We start from the raw sequence: 18,797 nt of genomic DNA on the forward strand, positions 1-18,797 counted from the left end.
CCGTCGACATCGAGATCGAGGACGAGGCCTGGATCCAGGCCGAGCCGGAGGCCGAGGCCCTGGTCTGGCGCGCCGCCCAGGCGGTGCTGGACGCCCACGAGGACATCGAGGGCCACGGCATCGTCATCCTGCTGGCCGACGACGACAGCGTCCAGACGCTGAACCGCGACTTCCGCCAGAAGGACTACGCGACCAACGTCCTGTCCTTCCCCTCGCCCCAAAACTCCGAGGCGAACCCGGAGGGCCAGATCGGCGACATCGTCCTGGCGTTCGGCGTCTGCCAGCGCGAGGCGGCCGAGCAGGGCAAGCCCCTGGCGCACCATCTGCAACATCTGGTGGCGCACGGGGTGCTTCATCTCTTAGGATACGACCACGAGAGCGACGACGAGGCGCAGGCCATGGAGGCGTTCGAACGCGAGATCCTCGCCGGATTGGACGTTCCCGACCCCTATGCCGCCGACGCCGAGCCGGCCTCAACCGACTAGGGATAACCAAGGCAGGGCATGCCCAGCGACGACCAGAGTTCCACGCCCGCCGGTCCGGCTCGTCTGAGCCGGGGCGTGCGGGCGTTCTTCCGCAAGATGCGCAAGGACCTGGCCGGCCGGGGTGTGCCGGGCCTGGCCGAGGCCACGCGTCCCGCCGATCCGGCCCTGGTCCACGAGGTCGACATGGTCGACCAGGCCGAGGCGTTCCAGAGCCTGCGGGTCGCCGACGTGATGACCCCCCGCGCCGACATCGTCGCCGTCGAGGCCTCGGCGTCCTTCGAGGCGGTGGTCGCCCAGTTCACCGAGGCCGAACACTCGCGGATGCCGATCTATCGCGAGACGCTGGACGACCCGGTCGGGGTGATCCACGTCAAGGACGTGTTCCGCCTGCTGGCCAACGAGGGCAAGCGTCCGGCCCCCAGCGACCAGGTGCTGCACCGGCTGCGGCGTGAGGCGCTGTATGTGCCGGCCTCGATGCGGGCCGCCGACCTGCTGCTGCGCATGCGCACCAGCCGCATCCACATGGCCCTGGTCATCGACGAGTTCGGCGGCACCGACGGCCTGGTGACCATGGAAGACCTGATCGAGGCGGTGGTCGGCGAGATCGACGACGAGCACGACGACGCCCAGGTCTCCAGCATCATCGCCCGGCCCGGCGGGGTGTTCGAGGCCGACGCCCGCGCGCCGCTGGAAGACCTGGAAGCCGCCCTCGACCGCGATCTGGCCCCGCCGGACATGGAAGAGGACATAGACACCGTCGCCGGGCTCGTGGTGGCCCTGGCCGGCCGCGTGCCGCAGCGCGGCGAGGTGATCGCCCATCCGGCCGGTTTCGACCTGGAAGTGGTCGAGGCCGATCCGCGCCGGGTGCGCCGGGTGCGGGTGCGTCCCGCCGCGACGCCGGCGACCGCCGCCGAGCCCGGCCGCATGGCCGCTTCGTGAATCTGCCGAAACTGACGCCATGGCGGGCGCGCGGCCTGGCCTTGCTGGCCGGCCTCGCCGCCGCGCTGGCCCATCCGCCGTTTGGGTTCCTTCCCGGCCTGCTGGGCTATGCGGTGCTGCTCTGGCTGCTAGACACCGTCGAGGGGCCGCGCCCGCTGCGGTCGGCCTTCCTGCGCGGCTGGCTGGCGGGGCTGGGCTATTTCGCCTTGAGCACATGGTGGATCGCCGAGGCCTTCATGGTCGACGCCGCCAACCAGGGCTGGATGGCTCCGTTCGCCGTCGCGGCCATGGCGGCCGGCATGGCGCTGTTCTGGGGCCTGGCGGCGGTGCTCTACCGCCTCGTCCGGCCGCTGGGCGTACGGCGGGTGCTGGTGTTCGCCGGAGCCTTCGCGGCCCTGGAATGGACCCGGGGCCACATCCTGACCGGTTTCCCCTGGAACCTGCCGGGCGAGACCTGGCGGGCCGGCTCGGCCCCGTCCCAGGCCGCCGCCCTGGTCGGCGCCTACGGCCTGACCTGGATCACTCTGGCCATCGCCGCCGCCCCGGCCGTGTGGCGCGATGGCAGGCGCGGCCGTTGGATGGTCGGCGCGGCGCTGGCGGCGCTGGCGGCCCTCTATGTTCACGGCCTGATGTTGTTGCCGTTTCCGGTCACGTCGGCCGCCAATCCGACGCCCGCCACGACCATCCGCATCGTCCAGGCCGACATCCCGCAGGAATCCAAGTGGGACGCCGCCCGGTTCGCCCAGATCGTCCAGGCCTATGTCTCGCTGACCGCCAGGCCCTATGCCGCCAAGTCGGCCGACATCGTCGTCTGGCCCGAGGGGGCCTTGCCGGCGGCGATCAACGACTATCTCGCCCCCGGGACCTGGGTGCGCCAGGCGATCGTCGACGCCCTGCGCCCCGGCCAACTTCTGCTGATCGGCGGCTACCGCTACGAGGGCTCCCCCGAAAATCCGGTCTATTACAACAGCCTGATCGCCCTGCGCCGCGAGGCGACCGACGTCGTGGTGGTGGGCGTCTATGACAAGCACCGCCTGGTGCCGTTCGGCGAATACCTGCCGGCCGACGCCCTGATGACCAGGCTGGGCGTCAAGAGCATGGCCCATCTGGGCGACGGTTTCGCTTCCGGGCCCCGGCCCCGGCCCCTGAGGATCGCGCCCGACCTGCTGGTCCAGCCGCTGATCTGCTACGAAAGCCTGTTCCCGCGCCTGGCGCCGCCGGACGAACGGGTGCGCGCCATCGTCAACGTCTCGAACGACGCCTGGTTCGGGGTGACCTCCGGGCCGCTGCAGCACCTCAACCTGGCCAGCTACCGCGCCATCGAAACGGGCGCTCCCATCGTCCGGGCGACGCCGACCGGCGTATCGGCCCTGATCGACGCGCGGGGCCAAATAATTTCCGGCGCGCGGCTGAATCTCGGCGATTCCGGGGTGATCGACGGCAATTTACCCAATATCGGGCCTCCGACCCTGTTTTCCCGGGTGGGGCATTGGCCGTTCGCGCTGCTGCTTTTGATCTCAATCGCCGCCGCGATTCCCCTGCCGGGAGGTCGGGGCTTGGAAAAATTCCCGAACTGAAACAGACAGGCTCCATTAAAACCGCAATTTCACTGAATTGACGACCGCATGAACACGACACCTGATCAAGACCGCCTCCCCAATCCGGTCGACCTGCACGTGGGCGCGCGCATCCGCATGCGCCGCAAGATCCTCGGCGTCAGCCAGGAGCGTCTGGCCGATGATCTGGGTCTGACCTTCCAGCAGGTGCAGAAGTACGAGCGCGGCGCAAACCGCGTCAGCGCTTCGAAGCTGTACGAGATCGCCAAGAGCCTGCAGTCGCCGGTGTCGTACTTCTTCGAGGGCCTGGCCGACCCGACCGATCTCGACGGCTTCTCGGAGAACGGCTCGGAGCAGTTCGTGCACGACTTCCTGATGACCCCCGAGGGCCTGGAACTGGCGGCGCTGTTCCCGCGCATCGGCAAGTCCCGTGTCCGTCGGCGCATCCTGGATCTCGTCCGCTCGATGGCCGAGGACCTGGTCGAGGACGACGCGGAAGTCTGATTGGCGGAAGGTCGGCCAGGAAAGCTGGCTTGCGCCGCTTGCGGACATAAACTTATCTTTATATGTTCCTGGCTCAGTCCGTCGGACAGACCGTCCGCGCGGGCGGTGTCATGTCCGGAGCTGACCCTTGAGCCGTTCTTCCTATATCTTCACCAGCGAAAGCGTTTCCGAAGGCCATCCGGACAAGGTCGCCGATCGGATCAGCGACACCGTCGTGGACGCCTTCCTGACCGCCGATCCCGAGGCGCGCGTCGCCTGCGAGACCCTGGTCACCACCAACCGCGTCGTCCTGGCGGGCGAAGTGCGGGCCGGCAAGCCCGGCGGCGACAAGATCGCCAACAAGCAGCTGACCAAGGACATCCTCGGTTCGCTGGAGTCCAAGGTCCGGGCCGCGATCAAGGACATCGGCTACGAGCAAAAGGGTTTCCACTGGCAGAAGGCGAAGTTCGCCAACTACCTGCACGGCCAGTCGGCCCACATCGCCCAGGGCGTGGACGCTTCGGACAAGAAGGACGAGGGGGCCGGCGACCAGGGCATCATGTTCGGCTACGCCAGCACCGAGACCCCGGAGCTGATGCCGGCCACCCTGCAATACAGCCACAACATCCTCAGCCGTCTGGCTCAGCTGCGCCATTCGGGCGAGCTGTCGGAACTCGAGCCCGACGCCAAGAGCCAGGTGACCCTGGAATACGACGCCACCGGCAAGCCGGTCCGGGTCGTCTCGATCGTCGTGTCGCACCAGCACGCCAAGAAGATCGACGGCAAGGCCGCGACTTCCAAGCGCGTGCTCGACCTGATCAAGCCGCACATCCTGCCGATCTTCCCGGACGGCCTGATCACCAAGAAGACCCAGTGGCTGGTCAACCCGACCGGTCGCTTCGAGATCGGCGGCCCGGACGGCGACGCCGGCGTCACCGGCCGCAAGATCATCGTCGACACCTACGGCGGCGCGGCCCCGCACGGCGGCGGCGCCTTCTCGGGCAAGGATCCCACCAAGGTCGACCGCTCGGCCGCCTATGCCTGCCGCTACCTGGCCAAGAACGTCGTGGCGGCCGGCCTGGCCGAGCGCTGCACGATCCAGATCGCCTACGCCATCGGCGTGGCCCAGCCGGTCTCGTTCCACGTCGACCTGCACGGCACCGGCAAGGTCGATCCGGAAGTGCTGGAAAAGCTGCTGCCGCAACTGATCGGCGGCGCCACCCCGCGCTCGATCCGCGAACACCTGCAGCTGAACAAGCCGATCTACGCCCGCACCGCCGCCTATGGCCACTTCGGCCGCACGCCGGACAACGAAGGCGGCTTCTCCTGGGAGAAGACCGACCTGGTGTCGGAGCTGAAGGGCCTGGCGTAAGCCTCGACCAATCCGGGGACATGCGCATGTCCCCAATCGTCTAGACGGGCCTCGATCATCCGATCGGGGCCCGTTTTCGTTGAGGCCTTGCGTCCTTCGAGGCCCGCTGCGCGGGCGCCTCAGGATGAGGAATTCAGAAACGCACGAACGTCCTCATCCTGAGGTGCGAGGCGAAGCCGAGCCTCGAAGGACGCACGGGCTCGCCGCTGGTCTCCCGTGGCGATGCCGAGTAAAGACCCGCCCATGACCAACCCTCAACAGCCCCATGGGCCGCTGCGTTCGTTCGGCCGCCTGAAGTCGCGGCCGGTGAAGCCGCGCCAGCAGGCCCTGCTCGACACTCTGCTGCCGACCCTGGCGATCCCGGCCGAACCGTTCGAACCGCGCGACCTGATGCCGGAAGCGAAAGAAGTCTGGCTGGAGATCGGGTTCGGCGGCGGTGAGCACATGGCCGCCCAGGCCGGCCGCCGTCCCGACGTGCTGGTGATCGGCGCCGAGCCCTTCGTCAACGGCGTGGCCAGCGCCGTGCGCCATGTCGAGGAGCAGGCCTTGTCGAACGTTCGCATCCACGAGGGCGACGCCCGCGACGTGCTGGCATGGCTGCCCGACGCCAGCCTGGACCGGTTGTTCGTGATGTTCCCCGACCCCTGGCACAAGGCCCGCCACAACAAGCGCCGGCTGGTCCAGCCGGCGGTGGTCGCGCAGTTCGCCCGGGTGCTGAAGCCCGGCGCGGCCTTCCGCTTCGCCACCGACTGGGCCGACTACGCCGAATGGACGATCGAGCGCGTGCTGGCCGACCCGGCCTTCCGCTATGCCGACGCCGCGGCCGACCGCAACGCGCCGCCCGCCGACCATGTGACGACGCGGTACGAGGAGAAGAAGCTGGGCGACTGCGCGCCGGTGTTCCTGGACTTCGTCAGGGTCTAGCCGGCGGGGCGTGGCTCCGCTCAAAGCCAAGCTCGTGTTAAGCTGGCGGCCGGCCCGCGCCTAGACGGGCGCGGGAGGACCGGAGTGAGCAAGATGACCGACACGAGGATCAAGACGCCTTGGCATCTGTGGCTGGTCGGCGTCGTCGCCGTGCTGTTCAACGCCATCGGCGCATTCGACCATGTGATGAGCCTGACGCAGGGCGCCCGCTACATGGCCAGCGCGGGCATGACGCCCGCCCAGATCGCCCACTACCAGGAGATGCCGCTCTGGATGCACGTCGATTGGGCCGTCGGGGTGTGGAGCGCGATGCTGGGGTCAGTGCTCATCCTGCTGCGCAACAGGCTGGCCTTTCCGGTCTTCGCGGTGTCGCTGGCGGCGTTCCTGCTCAGCCTGATCTACACCTACGCCCTGACGAACGGCGGCGAGATCATGGGCCCGCAGATGGCGATCACGAGCGCGGTCATCACGGCGCTGCTGATCGTCTTCATGGGGTATGCGTGGTGGATGGCGCGGCGGGGCGTGCTCCGCTAGCCGGGGCCTCTCGCGCCGGAGAGGGGAGCTCGCCGCGTTGGCGGAGCTCCCCCCCATCACGTCTCGATCAGTAGCTTTCGTCGTGGCGCTTGATCGCCGTGCGGATGATCTCGGCGGTCTCTTCCAGGTCGGCCCAACCGGTGATCTTGGTCGACTTGCCCTTTTCCAGGTCCTTGTAGTGCTGGAAGAAGTGGGCGATCTGCTCGGTGAGGATCACCGGCAGGTCGCGCCAGCTGTTCACGCCCGTATAGAAGGGGTGCAGCTTGTCGACTGGCACGGCGAGGATCTTTTCGTCCGAGCCCGCCTCGTCGACCATCATCAGGGTGCCGATCGGGCGGCAACGGATGATCGCGCCCGGCACGACCGGGGTCGGGCCCACCACCATGATGTCGGCCGGGTCGCCATCGTCGGCCAGGGTGTGGGGGATGAAGCCGTAGTTGGCGGGATAGAACATCGCGGTGTGCAGGAAGCGGTCGACCATCAGGGCCCCGCTTTCCTTGTCGATCTCGTACTTCACCGGCTCGCCGCCCTGCGGGATCTCGATGATGGCGTTGAGGTCGAAGGGCGGGTTCACGCCGATAGCGATCTTGGAGAGGTCCATCGTGACTCTTCTTTGGGATTTGGGTCCGCGGGGAGGCGGCCTGCGCGGGCGACTGTATAGGCCACAAGTGTCGCGGTGCGGAAGGGGCGGAAAGCTTGACCAGCGCTAAGGAAGGCTGAAACTGCCCGGATGCCCCGGTTCTCCGCCCTGACGATCCGCGTTTCGATCATCGCCTTGGCGCTGGTCGGGATGTCGGCCTGCGCTTCGGCGGGGGATGCGCCAATCGGCGGCACGCCCGACAGCGTCCACCTGTTCTCCGAAGGCTACCTGCAGATGGTCGGCGCGATCGACACGACCGCCACACGGGGCGCCGACGGCGTCTGGCGCGTGGCGACCGTCAGGGGCGTTCCGAAAAACTGGTCCAAGCCCACCGTTCACAGCCTGGGTCGCGAGCAAGCCAGGGCGCTTGAAGCCATTCTCGACAGCCCCTCGTCCTATCTGGACGACCCCGGCCCGGATCCCAATGGGGTTTGCCTCGATCCCTGGTCGATGGATGTCGATTGGTTTTGGCGCTCGAAAGCGCACGCCTTCACCCAACAATGCGGGCCCTGGGGCGTCGCGGACAAGCTCAGCGAGCTTTTGCGGTAGAGGGCGCGTCGAGACAGGGGGCTTCCAACCGTCCGAACATCGCGCTATATAGGCCCTACATCGTCCGTCAGCGCTGATAGCGCTTTCGAGCGGCGGCCCGAAAGGCTGCCGCTTTTTCTTTGGCCGCTCGCCAGCTTGGCTTTTGCCAGCGCGATTTGGGCGGCCGCCAGTGAGTTGAGAGAACCGTGCGCGGCAAGACGCAGGAAGATATTGGTCTGGTCGAGATGCTCGATCCCGTCGCCGAATCCGTCGGCTATGAGATCGTCCGCCTGCGCCTGATGGGCGGGGCCGAGCAGCGCCGATTGCAGATCATGGCCGAACGCCCGCTGCAGGAAGACGGCAGCGGCGGCGACATGAACGTCGAGGACTGCGCCAAGCTGTCGCGCGCCATCTCCGAAATCATGGACGCGGCCGACCCGATCAGCGGCGAATACACCCTGGAAGTCTCCAGTCCGGGCGTCGATCGCCCCCTGACCCGGCTGAAGGACTTCGACACCTATGCCGGCCTCGAGGTCCGCATCGAGCTGGACCGCGTCGCCGAGGGCCGCAAGCGCTTCAAGGGCGAGTTGGCCGGCGTCGAGGACGGCCAGGTCGGCCTGAACCTCGAGGGCGAGGACGACACCACCGTCTATTTCCCGTTCGAATGGATCGTCGACGCCAAGCTGGTGTTGACCGACCAGTTGATGAAGCGCGGCGCCGAGCAGCGGGCCGCCCGCGTCGGGGCTGAAGGCGAAGACGCCGACACCGACCACGAAGATCTCGGCGACGACGCCGAAGACGATATTGACCTGTCCGAAAGTGAAGAGGACTGACCATGGCTATCGGCATTTCCGCCAACCGCCTCGAGCTGCTGCAGATCGCCGACGCGGTCGCGCGTGAAAAGGGCATCGAGAAGGAAGTCGTCATCGAGGCGATCGAGGACGCCCTGCAGAAGGCCGCCCGCGCCCGCTACGGCGCCGAGCACGACATCCGGGTGAAGATCGACACCAAGACCGGTGAAACCACCCAGAAGCGGGTGATCGAGGTCGTCGCGGACGACTTCGAGCTGGAAGGCGAGATCGGCAAGGTCCAGCTGTCGTCGGCCAAGCGCACCTGGCGCGACGCCGAGGTCGGCAAGATCTACGAAGAGAGCCTGCCGCCGTTCGAGATCGGCCGCGTCCAGACCCAGATGGCCCGCCAGGTCGTCATGCATAAGGTCCGCGAAGCCGAGCGCGAGCGCCAGTACGACGAGTACAAGGATCGGGCCGGCGAGATCGTCAACGGCAGCGTCAAGCGCGTCGAGTACGGCAACGTCATCGTCGACCTGGGCCGCGGCGAAGGCATCATGCGCCGCGACCAGTCGATCCCGCGCGAGAACTTCAACGTCGGCGACCGCATCCGCGCCTACATCTACGACGTCCGTCGCGAGACCAAGGGCCCGCAGATCATGCTGTCGCGCGCCCACGGCGGCTTCATGGCCAAGCTGTTCGCGCAGGAAGTGCCGGAAGTCTACGACGGCGTCATCGAGATCCGCGCCGTGGCCCGCGACCCGGGCTCGCGCGCCAAGATGGCCGTGATCTCCAACGACAGCAGCATCGACCCGGTCGGCGCCTGCGTCGGCATGCGCGGCTCGCGCGTGCAGGCGGTGGTGGCCGAGCTGCAGGGCGAGAAGATCGACATCATCCAGTGGTCCGAGGACGAGGCGACCTTCATCGTCAACGGCCTGGCCCCGGCCGAAGTCTCCAAGGTGGTGATGGACGAGGAAGACGAGCGCGTCGAGGTCGTGGTGCCTGACGAGCAGCTGTCGCTGGCCATTGGCCGTCGTGGCCAGAACGTCCGTCTCGCCTCGCAGCTGACCGGCTGGCAAATCGACATCATGACGGAAAGCCAGGAGAGCGAGCGCCGTCAGAAGCAGTTCACCGAGACCACGGCCCTGTTCCAGGAAGCCCTGGACGTCGACGAAGTCATCGCCCAGCTGCTGGTCACCGAAGGCTTCGCCACGGTGGAAGACGTCGCCTATGTCGAGCCGCACGAGATCGCGGCCATCGAGGGCTTCGACGACGAGACCGCCGAAGAGCTGCAGACCCGAGCCCGCGAATTCCTCGACAAGGAAGCCGCCGCCCTCGACGCCAAGCGCGTCGAGCTGGGCGTCGAGGACGGCCTGCTCGAGATCGAAGGCGTCACCCTGCCCGTGGCCGTGGCCCTGGGCGAAGGCGACGTGAAGACGGTCGAGGACCTGGCCGGCCTGATCCCCGACGACCTGCGCGGCTGGTTCGAGACCAAGGACGGCGAGCGCACCCGCGAAGCCGGCATCCTCGACAGCTTCAACCTGTCGCCGGAAGACGCCGAGGCGCTGATCATGCGCGCCCGGGTCGTCATGGGCTGGGTCGAGGCTCCGCCCGAGCCGGAATATATCGAGGAAGAGGTCGAGTACGTGGAAGAGGCGGGCGATGAGCCGGCCGAAGCCTCGGACGAGATCGCCGAGGACGCCGAAGCGGTTCTGGAGACCGAAGACGCGCCCGAAGAAGCCACCGAAGACTGACCTTGAGCCCCGCGCCTCCCTCGCAAGACGGAGGCGCGGTGTTTTGCGAGCCGCATGACCGACCCCGACGCCCCCAAGACCCACGCCGAAGCTTCCCGCCAGCGCAAGGACATCGTCCTGGGCGAGGCGACGGACGAGGCGCGTCTGGTGAGGTTCGTGGTCGGTCCCGACGGCGGCGTGGTGCCCGACGTGGCCCGCAAGCTGCCCGGACGGGGCATGTGGGTCGAGGCCACCCGCGAGGCGGTGACGACGGCGGCCAAGAAGGGCCTGTTCTCGCGCTCCGCCAAGACCAAGCTGTCGGCTCCCGCCGACCTGGCCGACCAGGTGGAGCGGCTGCTGGTCAAGCGGGTTCTCGACGGCCTGGGCCTTGCGCGGCGCGGCGGAACCATTATCTCGGGCTTCGAAAAGGTCTCCTCGGCCCTGGCGTCCGGCAAGACCGCGTGGCTGATCGAGGCGTCCGACAGCGCCCCAGACGGCCGGCGGAAGATGCTCACCGCCGTCTACAAGGCCCCCAACGACCCTAAAATCCTCGGGATGTTCTCATCCGACGAATTGGGTTTGGCCTTGGGCGGGGAGAATGTGATACACACGGCGCTCCTTGCCGGGCGCGGCACAGATCGCTGGACATTGGATGTCGAGCGGTTATCAGGCTTCCGCCCACTCCTTCCCCCGAGTTGGTCGGCGAGTTGGCGTGAGGAGCCTTGAGATAAGGGCCGGGAAACGCGCTTCCTTCGGGAGGTACGTCCAGGCCCCGTTCTCATATGGATCTAACGGTTTTGGCCGGCTTTGGCCGGCGGAAGTACAAGCGAGCGCATGAGCGACGAGAACGATAACGGTCGGCCTGGTTCCAACCCCGGGGGCAGAGCGCCCATCACGCTGAAGCCCCGCCAGGGGTCTGTCAGCGCCGGCGTCGTGAAGCAGAGCTTCAGCCACGGCCGCACCAAGACGGTGGTGGTTGAAACCAAGCGCGTGCGTCCGCACGCGCCGCCGGCCGGCAACCTCGCCGCGCCGTCCTCGGCCGAACGCCGCAACGACGCGCCGCGTCCGCAGTCTTCGGGTGGCGGCGGTTCCTCCGCTGGCGGTCTGTCGCAAGGCGAGATGCTGGCCCGCCAGCGCGCCATCGAGGCTGCTCGCGAGCAACAGGAACGCCAGGCCGTCGAGCGCCGCGCCGCCGAAGCCCGCGCCGCTGCGGCTGAAGCCGCCGCTCGCGACGCCGCGGCCAAGGCCGCCGCCGCCGCGAAGGCCGCCGCCACGCCGGCCCCGGCCCCGGCTCCGGAAGCGCCCGCCGCCCCGGCTCCCGTGGCTCCGGCCCCGGTCGCTCAGGCGCCCGCCGCCCCGGCAGCTCCGCCGCCGCCGCCGCCGCCCGTGGCCCAGGCCCCGGTCGCGCCGACCCAGGCCGCCGCTCCGGCTCCGATTTCGGCTCCCGCCGCGCCGCGCGCCGAGGCTCCGCGCCCCGCCGCTCCGGTTCGCGCCGACGCGCCGCGTCCGGCCGCCCCTTCGGCCGGCCAGACCCGCACCTACGAGCCCAGCCGCGACCGTCGCGACGACCGCTCGTCGACCACCACCTATCGCCCGGGTCCGGGCGTCCAGCCGCAAGGCGACCGTCCCCAGGGCGATCGTCCGCAGCCGGACCGTCCGTTCAACCAGCGCGCCCCGCGTCCGGACGGCCCGTACAACCAGCGTACGCCGCGTCCCGACGCCGCGCCGCGCGGTCCGCGCCCCGAAGGCGCCGGTGGCTTCCGCAACGACCGCCCGCAAGGTGATCGTCCGCAAGGCGACCGCCCCCAGGGTGACCGTCCGCAGGGCGATCGTCCGACCCAGACCGTCCGCTATTCGGCCCTGGCCCCGCGCCCGGCGCCGGGCGCTCGTCCGGGTCCCGGCGGTCCGCGCGGCGCCCGTCCGGGCGTCCCGGCCTCGGCTCCGGCCACGCCGGAAATCCAGCGCGCCACGCGCTCGGCCCCCCGCCCCGGCGGCGACGTCGGTCGTCGTCCGGAAGAGGAGGACGATCGCCGCAAGGCCGCCGCCCCCGGCAAGGCCGTCAGCCGCGCCAAGGGCGCGCCGATCCGCCGCGAAGGCCGCCTGACCATCCAGACCGTGGCCGGCGACGGAGACTCCGCCGACCGCATGCGCTCGCTGGCCTCGGTTCGCCGGGCCCGTGAACGTGAAAAAGAAAAGCGCCGCGGCGGCCCCGCCGATGTGGTGAAGGTTAGCCGCGAAGTGATCATCCCCGACGTCATCACCGTGCAGGAGCTGTCCAACCGGATGGCCGTGCGTGGTGTCGAGATCATCAAGTTCCTGATGCGTCAGGGCGTGATGCTGAAGATCAACGACGTCATCGACAACGACACCGCCGAGCTGGTGGCGACCGAATTCGGTCACACCGTGCGCCGCGTGTCGGAAGCCGACGTCGAAGAAGGCTTCATCGGCGGCGAGGATGTCGACGATCACCTGGAGCCCCGGCCCCCGGTCGTCACCGTCATGGGTCACGTCGACCACGGCAAGACCAGCCTGCTGGACGCGCTGCGCAAGGCCGACGTGGCCGGCGGCGAGCACGGCGGCATCACCCAGCACATCGGCGCCTATCAGGTGCGTCTGGAAAGTGGCCAGAAGGTCACCTTCCTCGACACCCCGGGCCACGCGGCCTTCTCGCAAATGCGGGCCCGCGGCGCCAACATCACCGACCTGGTGATCCTGGTGGTGGCCGGTGACGACGGCGTCATGCCGCAGACCATCGAGGCGATCAAACACGCCCGCGCCGCGGAAGTGCCGATCATCGTGGCCGTCAACAAGATGGACAAGCCCGGCGCCGACTCCACGCGGGTCGTCAACGAGCTGCTGCAACACGAGATCGTGGTCGAAAGCCTGGGCGGCGACACCCAGATCGTCGAAGTCTCGGCCAAGACCGGCCAGGGCCTGGACGAACTGATCGAGCGCATCCTGCTGCAGGCCGAGGTCCTCGACCTGAAGGCCAACCCCGACCGCACCGCCGACGGCGTGGTGATCGAGGCCAAGCTGGACAAGGGTCGCGGCGCGGTCTCCACCGTGCTGGTCAAGCGCGGCACGCTGAAGCGCGGCGACATCGTCGTGGCCGGCAGCCAGTTCGGCCGGGTTCGCGCCCTGCTGAACGAACGCAACGAACAGCTGACGGAAGCGGGTCCCGCCACCCCGGTCGAGATCCTCGGCCTGGACGGCGTGCCCTCGCCCGGCGACCCCTTCGCGGTCGTCGAGAACGAGGCCCGGGCCCGCGAGCTGACCGAATACCGCATCCGCCTGAAGCGCGAGAAATCGATGCATCCGGTCGGCGCGGGCGCCACCAGCATGGCCGACATGATGGCCAAGCTGCAGGACAAGAAGTACCGCGAACTGCCGCTGGTGATCAAAGCCGACGTGCAGGGCTCGGCCGAGGCGATCATCGGGTCGCTGGACGCCATGTCGACCGACGAGGTCCGCGCGCGGATCATCCTGTCGGGCGCAGGGGCGATCAGCGAAAGCGACGTCATGCTGGCCAAGGGCGCCGGCGCGCCGCTGATCGGCTTCAACGTCCGGGCCTCGGCCCAGGCGCGGGCGCTGGCTGAACGCGAAGGCGTCGAGATCCGCTACTACGCGATCATCTACGACCTGCTGGACGACATCAAAGGCGTGCTCTCGGGCATGCTGGCCCCGATCCAGCGCGAAACCTTCCTCGGCAACGCCGAAGTCCTGCAGGCCTTCGACATCTCCAAGGTCGGCAAGATCGCCGGCTGTAAGGTCACCGAGGGCGTGGTCCGCAAGGGCGCCAAGGTCCGGATCATCCGCAACGACATCGTCGTTCTGGAACTGGGCACCCTGGCGACGCTCAAGCGCTTCAAGGACGAGGTCAACGAGGTCCCGTCCGGCCAGGAGTGCGGCATGATGTTCGCCGGCTTCCAGGACATCAAGGTCGGCGACACCATCGAGTGCTTCACCGTCGAAGAGATCAAGCGCCAGCTGGACTAGGCGTTGGATCAAGCTTCAGCTTAAAGAGAAGGGCGCGGGTGCAAGCTCGCGCCCTTCTTGCGTTTGGGGATTGCGGTGGAAGTTGTTGGCGAAGTCGCGATGGCCGAGGCCCAGAAGGCTTGCGGTCCGCTGGGCAAGCGACTCTTCGGATGGAGCCGCTACATCTGGCTGGTTCATTTGGCGTTGATCATGGTCGCGGGTCTGGCGGCGCAGACGCTCATCGACATTCTTGTCGAGGGCGGCTTCGGCGTTTTCGGTTTTATCGTGATCGTGCTGGGCGGGATTCCGTTGATGGCGCGGGCAATCCGCGCCAACCAGCGCAAGGCTTGGGCCAAGCGTGGCGTGCCGGTCGCCTCTTCGGTCATCTATCGTCTGACTGAAGAGAGCCTCGTCCTCGATGGGCCGCTGACGGAAACCAGGCTGCGATGGACGGGTCTCACCGAAATCGCGCCGGGGCGTGACGCTTGGCTTTTCATCGGACAGGGAGCCGCATACTTTCTGCCGAAGCGGCTGTTTGTCGATGCCGCCGCCGAGCAAGCCTTCCTTGGGGCCTGTCTTGCCAAGATGAAGCCAGAGGCTCGGGCCCGCAGCGTCGAGGCCGTGGCGCTCACCAGGACGTCCAGCGCGGGGGCATGACGCCGCCGGACTGGAATTCGCCCGATTTCCGGCCTACCCCTTGTCCCCATGCGCATTCGAGCCCTTCTGACCCTGACCCTCGCCGCCGCCTCCCTGAGCGCCTGCGCGACGGTCGATCGCTATGACGCGGCCGGCGACGTCCATGCCCTGTTGGTGGCGATCCGCGACAACGACCACGCCGCCTTCGACGCCCGCGTCGACCGGCGGGCGCTGAAGTACCAGATCGAGAGCCGGATGGTCCGCGAGGCCCGCAAGTCGAACGCGGGCGGCGGCTGGCAGGCGGCCGTCGCCGCCCTGGCCGGTCCCGTGGCCGACGTGGCCGGCGCGGCCCTGATCCAGCCCGAGACCTTCCGCGCCGCCGCCAACTATTACGGCTATACCCCCGACCGGCCGATCCCCAGCCGGGTGGCCATCGCCTCGACCCTGCATCCGGTCGGCGACGGCCAGGTCTGCGCCGCCAAGGGCAAGAACGGCCCGTGCCTGTTGATCTTCACCCAGGAAGGCGGAACCTGGCGGCTGTCGGGCTTCGACCCCGAGGCCGTGAACCTGCAATTCCGTCGGTGAGGCCAGCGATGTGGGGGCGCGCCGTCCTGATCGGCTTCGCGGCGACCGCGATGGCGACCGCGGCCGCCCATGCCGAACGGAAGATGTACTCCTATGACCCGATTTCGGCCGACGCCAAGCGGCTGACGGGCGCGGGGTTGACAGTGGTCTTCGACAAGAAGCTGACCGGAACCCGGGTGCTCAAGGTGCTGGCCACCGGGGTGCCGGTCCAGGGCCGGCTGGTCGACGGCCGCGACAAGGACCTGGGTCCGGGTGGCCTGAAGGCGATGAGCGGGGTCGACGCCGGCGCGGCGCTCTACGAGATCGACCCGAAGTTCGAACAGGGCAAGATCTACATCCGCGCCTTCTGCCCCGGCGCGACCCGGCTGTGGCTGAGCTTCAGCCGCCTGGCGTTGCAACGCGACCTGCGGGTCCAGGCGTTCGGCGACGACCCCAAGGGCGGGGCGACGCGGGTCTGCGGCACGCTGGACTTCTCGTTCCGCGGTGAATGGAAACTGCCCAACGGCCGCCGGCCCGACCCGATGGAAGACTGGGCCCCGGACAACACGCCGGGGTAGGAGGCGCTAACCACCCAACTGTTGTCATCCCGGCCGTAGGACCGCGTAGCGGGCCGAAGCGCCGGGACCCAGGGCAACCGCTTTGCGCCGGCCCCTGGGTCCCGGCCCTCCGCTTCGCTGCGGCCGGGATGACAACCGAAAGAGCGCGCGTCCTCCTTTCGGATGACGGGCTTTTAAAATCCGATGCCCCCGTGCCATCGTCCAACCCACGAAGCGGGCAGGGGGCGGCCATGGACGAGACGCTGGCGGGGTTCACGCGGTTCGAGTTCGACGACGGGCGCTGGACGCGGCCGGTCTACCGCATCGGGACCGGTCCGGCGGTGATCGTCATCCACGAGATCCCCGGCCTGCATCCCAGCGTGCTGGCCTTCGCCCGCGACGTGGCCGCCGAGGGGATGACGGTGTTCTGCCCCAGCCTGTTCGGGCAGCCCGGCAAGCCGGTGTCGGACCTCTATATCGCCGGCGCGATCGCACGGCTGCTGTGCATGCGCCACCAGTTCAACGCCTGGGCCGGCGGCCGCTCCAGCCCGATCGTCGACTGGCTGCGGGCCCTGGCCCGCCAGGCTCATGCCGAGTGCGGCGGCAAGGGCGTCGGGGCGGTGGGCATGTGCTTCACCGGCGGCTTCGCCCTGGCGATGATGACCGAGCCGTCGGTGGTGGCCCCGGTTCTGGCCGAGCCCTCCCTGCCGGTCGGCCGCAAGGGCGCCGCGCGGCTCGACTGCTCGCCGGCCGAGCTGGCCGTGGCCAAGGCGCGGATGCAGGCCGAAGACCTGTCGATGCTGGCCCTGCGCTTCGAGGACGACAAGCTGTCGCCATGCGCCCGTCTCGACACCCTGAAGCGGGAGCTCGGCGAGCGGCTGGAGGTCCACCAGCTGCCCGACGCCACGGCCAGGCGCGGCACGGGCAAGGCGCCGCACTCGGTGCTGACCATCCACCTGGACCGCGACGACCCGGACGGCCCGACCATGAAGGTCCGCGACCGGGTGCTGGCGTTCTTCAAGGAACGGACGGGGGCCTGATCCCGCCCATCTCGGCGGATGAAAAACCCGCCGCGCTGGACTTTTGCCCCCCACGAGCCTAGACACCCCGCCTTCCATTTCACCCCGCGACCGGCGTTCGATCCGCCGGCCGGGCGACAAGGCCCGTCCCATGAAGAACAAGACGTTCAAGCCCACCAAGGGCGTCAGCGCCGGCCCGTCTCAGCGCCAGCTGCGGGCCGGCGAGCTGATCCGCCACGCCCTGGTCGACATCCTGCGCGACGAGACCCTGCAAGACCCCGCCTTGGCCAATGTCTCGGTGACCGTCACCGAGGTGCGGATGAGCCCCGACCTGCGTCATGCCATCGTCTTCGTCGAGCCGCTGGGGGCCGGGATCATGAACATCCACGTGCCCGAGCCGTCGTCGCCGTCGCGCACCACCGTGGTGCCCGGCAGCCCCGACGAGGTGGTGGCCGGCCTCAACCGGGTGGCCAAGTTCCTGCGCGGCCGCCTGGGCCATGGCCTGGGCATGCGCTTCACGCCGGACCTGAAGTTCGTCCACGACCAGAGCTTCGACAACGCCAAGCGCATGGACGCCCTGTTCGACAACCCGAAGATCCAGGCCGACCTGCGCCTGTCCGACGTGGTCGGCGACGACGATCACGACCAGGAAGACCGGCACGACCAGGAAGACGGGGAAGCCTGAGCGTGGCCCGCCGCAAGAAGGGTGATCCCATCTCGGGCTGGGTGTGCCTGGACAAGCCCTACGACCTGACCTCGACCAGCGCCGTCAGCCGCGTGCGCCGGGCGTTCAACGCCCAGAAGGCCGGTCACGCCGGTACGCTGGATCCCCTGGCGACCGGCATCCTGCCGCTGGCGCTGGGGGAGGCGACCAAGACCGTCCCGTTCCTGATGGACGCCGACAAGGCCTACCGCTTCACCATCGCCTGGGGCCGTTCGACCACCACCCTGGACCGCGAGGGCGAGACCACCGACGCCAGCGACGTGCGCCCGACCCGCGAGCAGGTCGAGGGCGTGCTGCACGCCTTCGTCGGCGAGATCGACCAGATCCCGCCCAACTATTCGGCCATCAAGGTCGACGGCGAGCGGGCCTACGATCTGGCCCGCGAGGGCGTCGAATTCGAGCTGAAGACCCGCAAGGTCAAGGTTCATTCGCTGCGCGTCACGGGGGCTCCAGACGTCGACCACGTCGAACTGGAGATGGAATGCGGCAAGGGCACCTACGTCCGCGCCATCGTCCGCGACGTGGCCGCGGCGCTGGGCGCCTGTGGACATGTCGACCAGCTGCGCCGCACCCGCGTGGGCCGGTTCACCGAGGAAACGGCGATAGGCCTGGAAACCCTGGAGAATTTGGGGTATGAGGCCCGCCTGTCGGAGGCATTGCTTCCGGTCGAGACCGCGCTGGACGACATCCCGGCGCTGGCCGTGACCGATGAAGACGCCTTCCGGCTTGCGCAAGGACGCGCCATCGTTCTGCTCCCAAGGCAGGTGGAATCGTTGAAAGCCGTGCTCACGCCCGGTGATCGCACCGTTTCCGCCATGTCGGGTCAGAGGCTGGTGGCCTTGTGCGAGATGCGCGCCGGATCGCTCAATCCGGTGCGGGTCTTCCAACTCACCTGAGCGGAGACAACCCGATGTCGATCACTGCCGAGCGCAAGACCGCTCTTATCGCCGAACACGCCCGCACCGAGGGTGACACCGGCAGCGCCGAAGTCCAGGTCGCGATCCTGTCTGAACGGATCGCCAACCTGACCGAGCACTTCAAGACCCACAAGAAGGACAACCACAGCCGTCGTGGTCTGTTGATGATGGTTTCCCAGCGTCGCAGCCTCCTCGACCACCTGAAGAAGTCCGATCTGGGCCGTTACACGGCTCTCATCGAGAAGCTGGGTCTGCGCCGCTAGTTTAGGCGCACTTCGGCCGCCTTGCTCCGGCAAGGCGGCCGAACGCATTTCTAGCCGCCGTTTCAAGACAGGCTGAAACGGATGGCCGCCGCGGTTTCGCAACCTCGCGAAACCGGATGTACGCCGAGGATCACGATCTTCGGGGCCTGTCGAACTGGAT

General features: G+C 68.5%; 20 protein-coding genes. 19 read left to right on the forward strand and 1 reads right to left on the reverse strand.

The window, feature by feature from the left end:
• Positions 1-8: 8 nt before the first annotated feature.
• From ybeY to ASD79_RS21835, 7 genes are all read left to right on the forward strand, one after another.
• Positions 9-485, forward strand: coding sequence for an rRNA maturation RNase YbeY (gene ybeY / locus ASD79_RS21805; RefSeq protein ID WP_162252394.1), 477 nt, complete (start codon positions 9-11; stop codon positions 483-485).
• A gap of 18 nt (positions 486-503) precedes the next feature.
• Positions 504-1,424: a hemolysin family protein gene (locus tag ASD79_RS21810; protein ID WP_056725606.1), complete on the forward strand. Its 921-nt coding sequence runs from the start codon at positions 504-506 to the stop codon at positions 1,422-1,424.
• The gene (lnt, locus tag ASD79_RS21815; RefSeq protein ID WP_056725607.1) at positions 1,421-3,001 is read left to right on the forward strand and encodes an apolipoprotein N-acyltransferase; all 1,581 of its coding nucleotides are present in this window, start codon (positions 1,421-1,423) and stop codon (positions 2,999-3,001) included. Before ASD79_RS21810 ends, lnt begins: the two co-directional genes overlap by 4 nt.
• A gap of 48 nt (positions 3,002-3,049) precedes the next feature.
• Entirely contained in the window at positions 3,050-3,484 is a 435-nt protein-coding gene (locus tag ASD79_RS21820; RefSeq protein WP_056725608.1) for a helix-turn-helix domain-containing protein, read from the forward strand.
• A 127-nt stretch (positions 3,485-3,611) separates the two neighbouring features.
• Positions 3,612-4,835: a methionine adenosyltransferase gene (gene metK, locus ASD79_RS21825; RefSeq protein WP_056725609.1), complete on the forward strand. Its 1,224-nt coding sequence runs from the start codon at positions 3,612-3,614 to the stop codon at positions 4,833-4,835.
• Between the two features lie 243 nt (positions 4,836-5,078).
• Entirely contained in the window at positions 5,079-5,759 is a 681-nt protein-coding gene (gene trmB, locus ASD79_RS21830; RefSeq protein WP_056725610.1) for a tRNA (guanosine(46)-N7)-methyltransferase TrmB, read from the forward strand.
• A gap of 93 nt (positions 5,760-5,852) precedes the next feature.
• A complete protein-coding gene (locus ASD79_RS21835; RefSeq protein ID WP_056726045.1) occupies positions 5,853-6,293 on the forward strand; it encodes a hypothetical protein in 441 nt (146 codons plus the stop codon).
• Positions 6,294-6,360: 67 nt separating this feature from the next.
• Here ASD79_RS21835 and ppa read toward each other — a convergent pair whose 3' ends face one another.
• A complete protein-coding gene (ppa, locus tag ASD79_RS21840; RefSeq protein WP_007663173.1) occupies positions 6,361-6,894 on the reverse strand; it encodes an inorganic diphosphatase in 534 nt (177 codons plus the stop codon).
• Between the two features lie 129 nt (positions 6,895-7,023).
• Here ppa and ASD79_RS21845 point away from each other — a divergent pair, with 129 nt between their 5' ends.
• From ASD79_RS21845 to rpsO, 12 genes are all read left to right on the forward strand, one after another.
• On the forward strand, positions 7,024-7,482 hold the full coding sequence (locus ASD79_RS21845; protein ID WP_056725611.1) for a hypothetical protein: 459 nt from the start codon (positions 7,024-7,026) through the stop codon (positions 7,480-7,482).
• A gap of 185 nt (positions 7,483-7,667) precedes the next feature.
• On the forward strand, positions 7,668-8,294 hold the full coding sequence (rimP, locus tag ASD79_RS21850; RefSeq protein ID WP_056725612.1) for a ribosome maturation factor RimP: 627 nt from the start codon (positions 7,668-7,670) through the stop codon (positions 8,292-8,294).
• A 2-nt stretch (positions 8,295-8,296) separates the two neighbouring features.
• Entirely contained in the window at positions 8,297-10,003 is a 1,707-nt protein-coding gene (gene nusA, locus ASD79_RS21855) for a transcription termination factor NusA (RefSeq protein WP_056725613.1), read from the forward strand.
• Positions 10,004-10,057: 54 nt separating this feature from the next.
• Complete coding sequence (locus ASD79_RS21860; RefSeq protein WP_056725614.1) at positions 10,058-10,708, forward strand: RNA-binding protein; 651 nt, start codon at positions 10,058-10,060, stop codon at positions 10,706-10,708.
• Positions 10,709-10,816: 108 nt separating this feature from the next.
• Positions 10,817-13,978 carry a translation initiation factor IF-2 gene (infB, locus tag ASD79_RS21865; protein WP_056725615.1) on the forward strand — a complete coding sequence of 1,054 codons (3,162 nt, stop codon included), beginning with the start codon at positions 10,817-10,819 and terminating at the stop codon, positions 13,976-13,978.
• Between the two features lie 99 nt (positions 13,979-14,077).
• Positions 14,078-14,614 (forward strand): YcxB family protein, encoded by a 537-nt coding sequence (locus tag ASD79_RS21870; RefSeq protein ID WP_056725617.1) that lies wholly within the window; start codon positions 14,078-14,080, stop codon positions 14,612-14,614.
• Positions 14,615-14,662: 48 nt separating this feature from the next.
• Positions 14,663-15,178, forward strand: a complete 516-nt coding sequence (locus ASD79_RS21875) for a DUF2939 domain-containing protein (RefSeq protein ID WP_056725618.1) — start codon at positions 14,663-14,665, stop codon at positions 15,176-15,178.
• Between the two features lie 8 nt (positions 15,179-15,186).
• A complete protein-coding gene (locus ASD79_RS21880) occupies positions 15,187-15,735 on the forward strand; it encodes a hypothetical protein (protein WP_156400626.1) in 549 nt (182 codons plus the stop codon).
• Positions 15,736-15,965: 230 nt separating this feature from the next.
• Positions 15,966-16,754 (forward strand): dienelactone hydrolase family protein, encoded by a 789-nt coding sequence (locus tag ASD79_RS21885; protein WP_056725621.1) that lies wholly within the window; start codon positions 15,966-15,968, stop codon positions 16,752-16,754.
• 130 nt (positions 16,755-16,884) lie between these two features.
• Positions 16,885-17,418: a 30S ribosome-binding factor RbfA gene (rbfA, locus tag ASD79_RS21890; RefSeq protein ID WP_056725622.1), complete on the forward strand. Its 534-nt coding sequence runs from the start codon at positions 16,885-16,887 to the stop codon at positions 17,416-17,418.
• A 2-nt stretch (positions 17,419-17,420) separates the two neighbouring features.
• Positions 17,421-18,353: a tRNA pseudouridine(55) synthase TruB gene (gene truB, locus ASD79_RS21895; RefSeq protein WP_056725623.1), complete on the forward strand. Its 933-nt coding sequence runs from the start codon at positions 17,421-17,423 to the stop codon at positions 18,351-18,353.
• Positions 18,354-18,367: 14 nt separating this feature from the next.
• Complete coding sequence (rpsO, locus tag ASD79_RS21900; protein ID WP_007667263.1) at positions 18,368-18,637, forward strand: 30S ribosomal protein S15; 270 nt, start codon at positions 18,368-18,370, stop codon at positions 18,635-18,637.
• Positions 18,638-18,797: the final 160 nt, after the last annotated feature.

It is taken from the genome of Caulobacter sp. Root655, from assembly GCF_001427665.1.
In the GTDB taxonomy this organism is placed as follows: Bacteria; Pseudomonadota; Alphaproteobacteria; order Caulobacterales; family Caulobacteraceae; genus Caulobacter.

What these genes read in the sequence shown, in the direction of transcription:
- ASD79_RS21820 (WP_056725608.1), top strand. Translation starts at nt 3,050, where the DNA reads ATGAACACGACACCTGATCAAGACCGCCTCCCCAATCCGGTCGACCTG.
- nusA (WP_056725613.1), top strand. Translation starts at nt 8,297, where the DNA reads ATGGCTATCGGCATTTCCGCCAACCGCCTCGAGCTGCTGCAGATCGCC.
- ASD79_RS21860 (WP_056725614.1), top strand. Translation starts at nt 10,058, where the DNA reads ATGACCGACCCCGACGCCCCCAAGACCCACGCCGAAGCTTCCCGCCAG.
- ASD79_RS21885 (WP_056725621.1), top strand. Translation starts at nt 15,966, where the DNA reads ATGGACGAGACGCTGGCGGGGTTCACGCGGTTCGAGTTCGACGACGGG.
- ASD79_RS21875 (WP_056725618.1), top strand. Translation starts at nt 14,663, where the DNA reads ATGCGCATTCGAGCCCTTCTGACCCTGACCCTCGCCGCCGCCTCCCTG.
- rpsO (WP_007667263.1), top strand. Translation starts at nt 18,368, where the DNA reads ATGTCGATCACTGCCGAGCGCAAGACCGCTCTTATCGCCGAACACGCC.
- ASD79_RS21870 (WP_056725617.1), top strand. Translation starts at nt 14,078, where the DNA reads ATGGCCGAGGCCCAGAAGGCTTGCGGTCCGCTGGGCAAGCGACTCTTC.
- trmB (WP_056725610.1), top strand. Translation starts at nt 5,079, where the DNA reads ATGACCAACCCTCAACAGCCCCATGGGCCGCTGCGTTCGTTCGGCCGC.
- ASD79_RS21835 (WP_056726045.1), top strand. Translation starts at nt 5,853, where the DNA reads ATGACCGACACGAGGATCAAGACGCCTTGGCATCTGTGGCTGGTCGGC.
- ASD79_RS21845 (WP_056725611.1), top strand. Translation starts at nt 7,024, where the DNA reads ATGCCCCGGTTCTCCGCCCTGACGATCCGCGTTTCGATCATCGCCTTG.
- ASD79_RS21810 (WP_056725606.1), top strand. Translation starts at nt 504, where the DNA reads ATGCCCAGCGACGACCAGAGTTCCACGCCCGCCGGTCCGGCTCGTCTG.
- infB (WP_056725615.1), top strand. Translation starts at nt 10,817, where the DNA reads ATGAGCGACGAGAACGATAACGGTCGGCCTGGTTCCAACCCCGGGGGC.
- rbfA (WP_056725622.1), top strand. Translation starts at nt 16,885, where the DNA reads ATGAAGAACAAGACGTTCAAGCCCACCAAGGGCGTCAGCGCCGGCCCG.
- ASD79_RS21880 (WP_156400626.1), top strand. Translation starts at nt 15,187, where the DNA reads ATGTGGGGGCGCGCCGTCCTGATCGGCTTCGCGGCGACCGCGATGGCG.
- ppa (WP_007663173.1), bottom strand. Translation starts at nt 6,894, where the DNA reads ATGGACCTCTCCAAGATCGCTATCGGCGTGAACCCGCCCTTCGACCTC.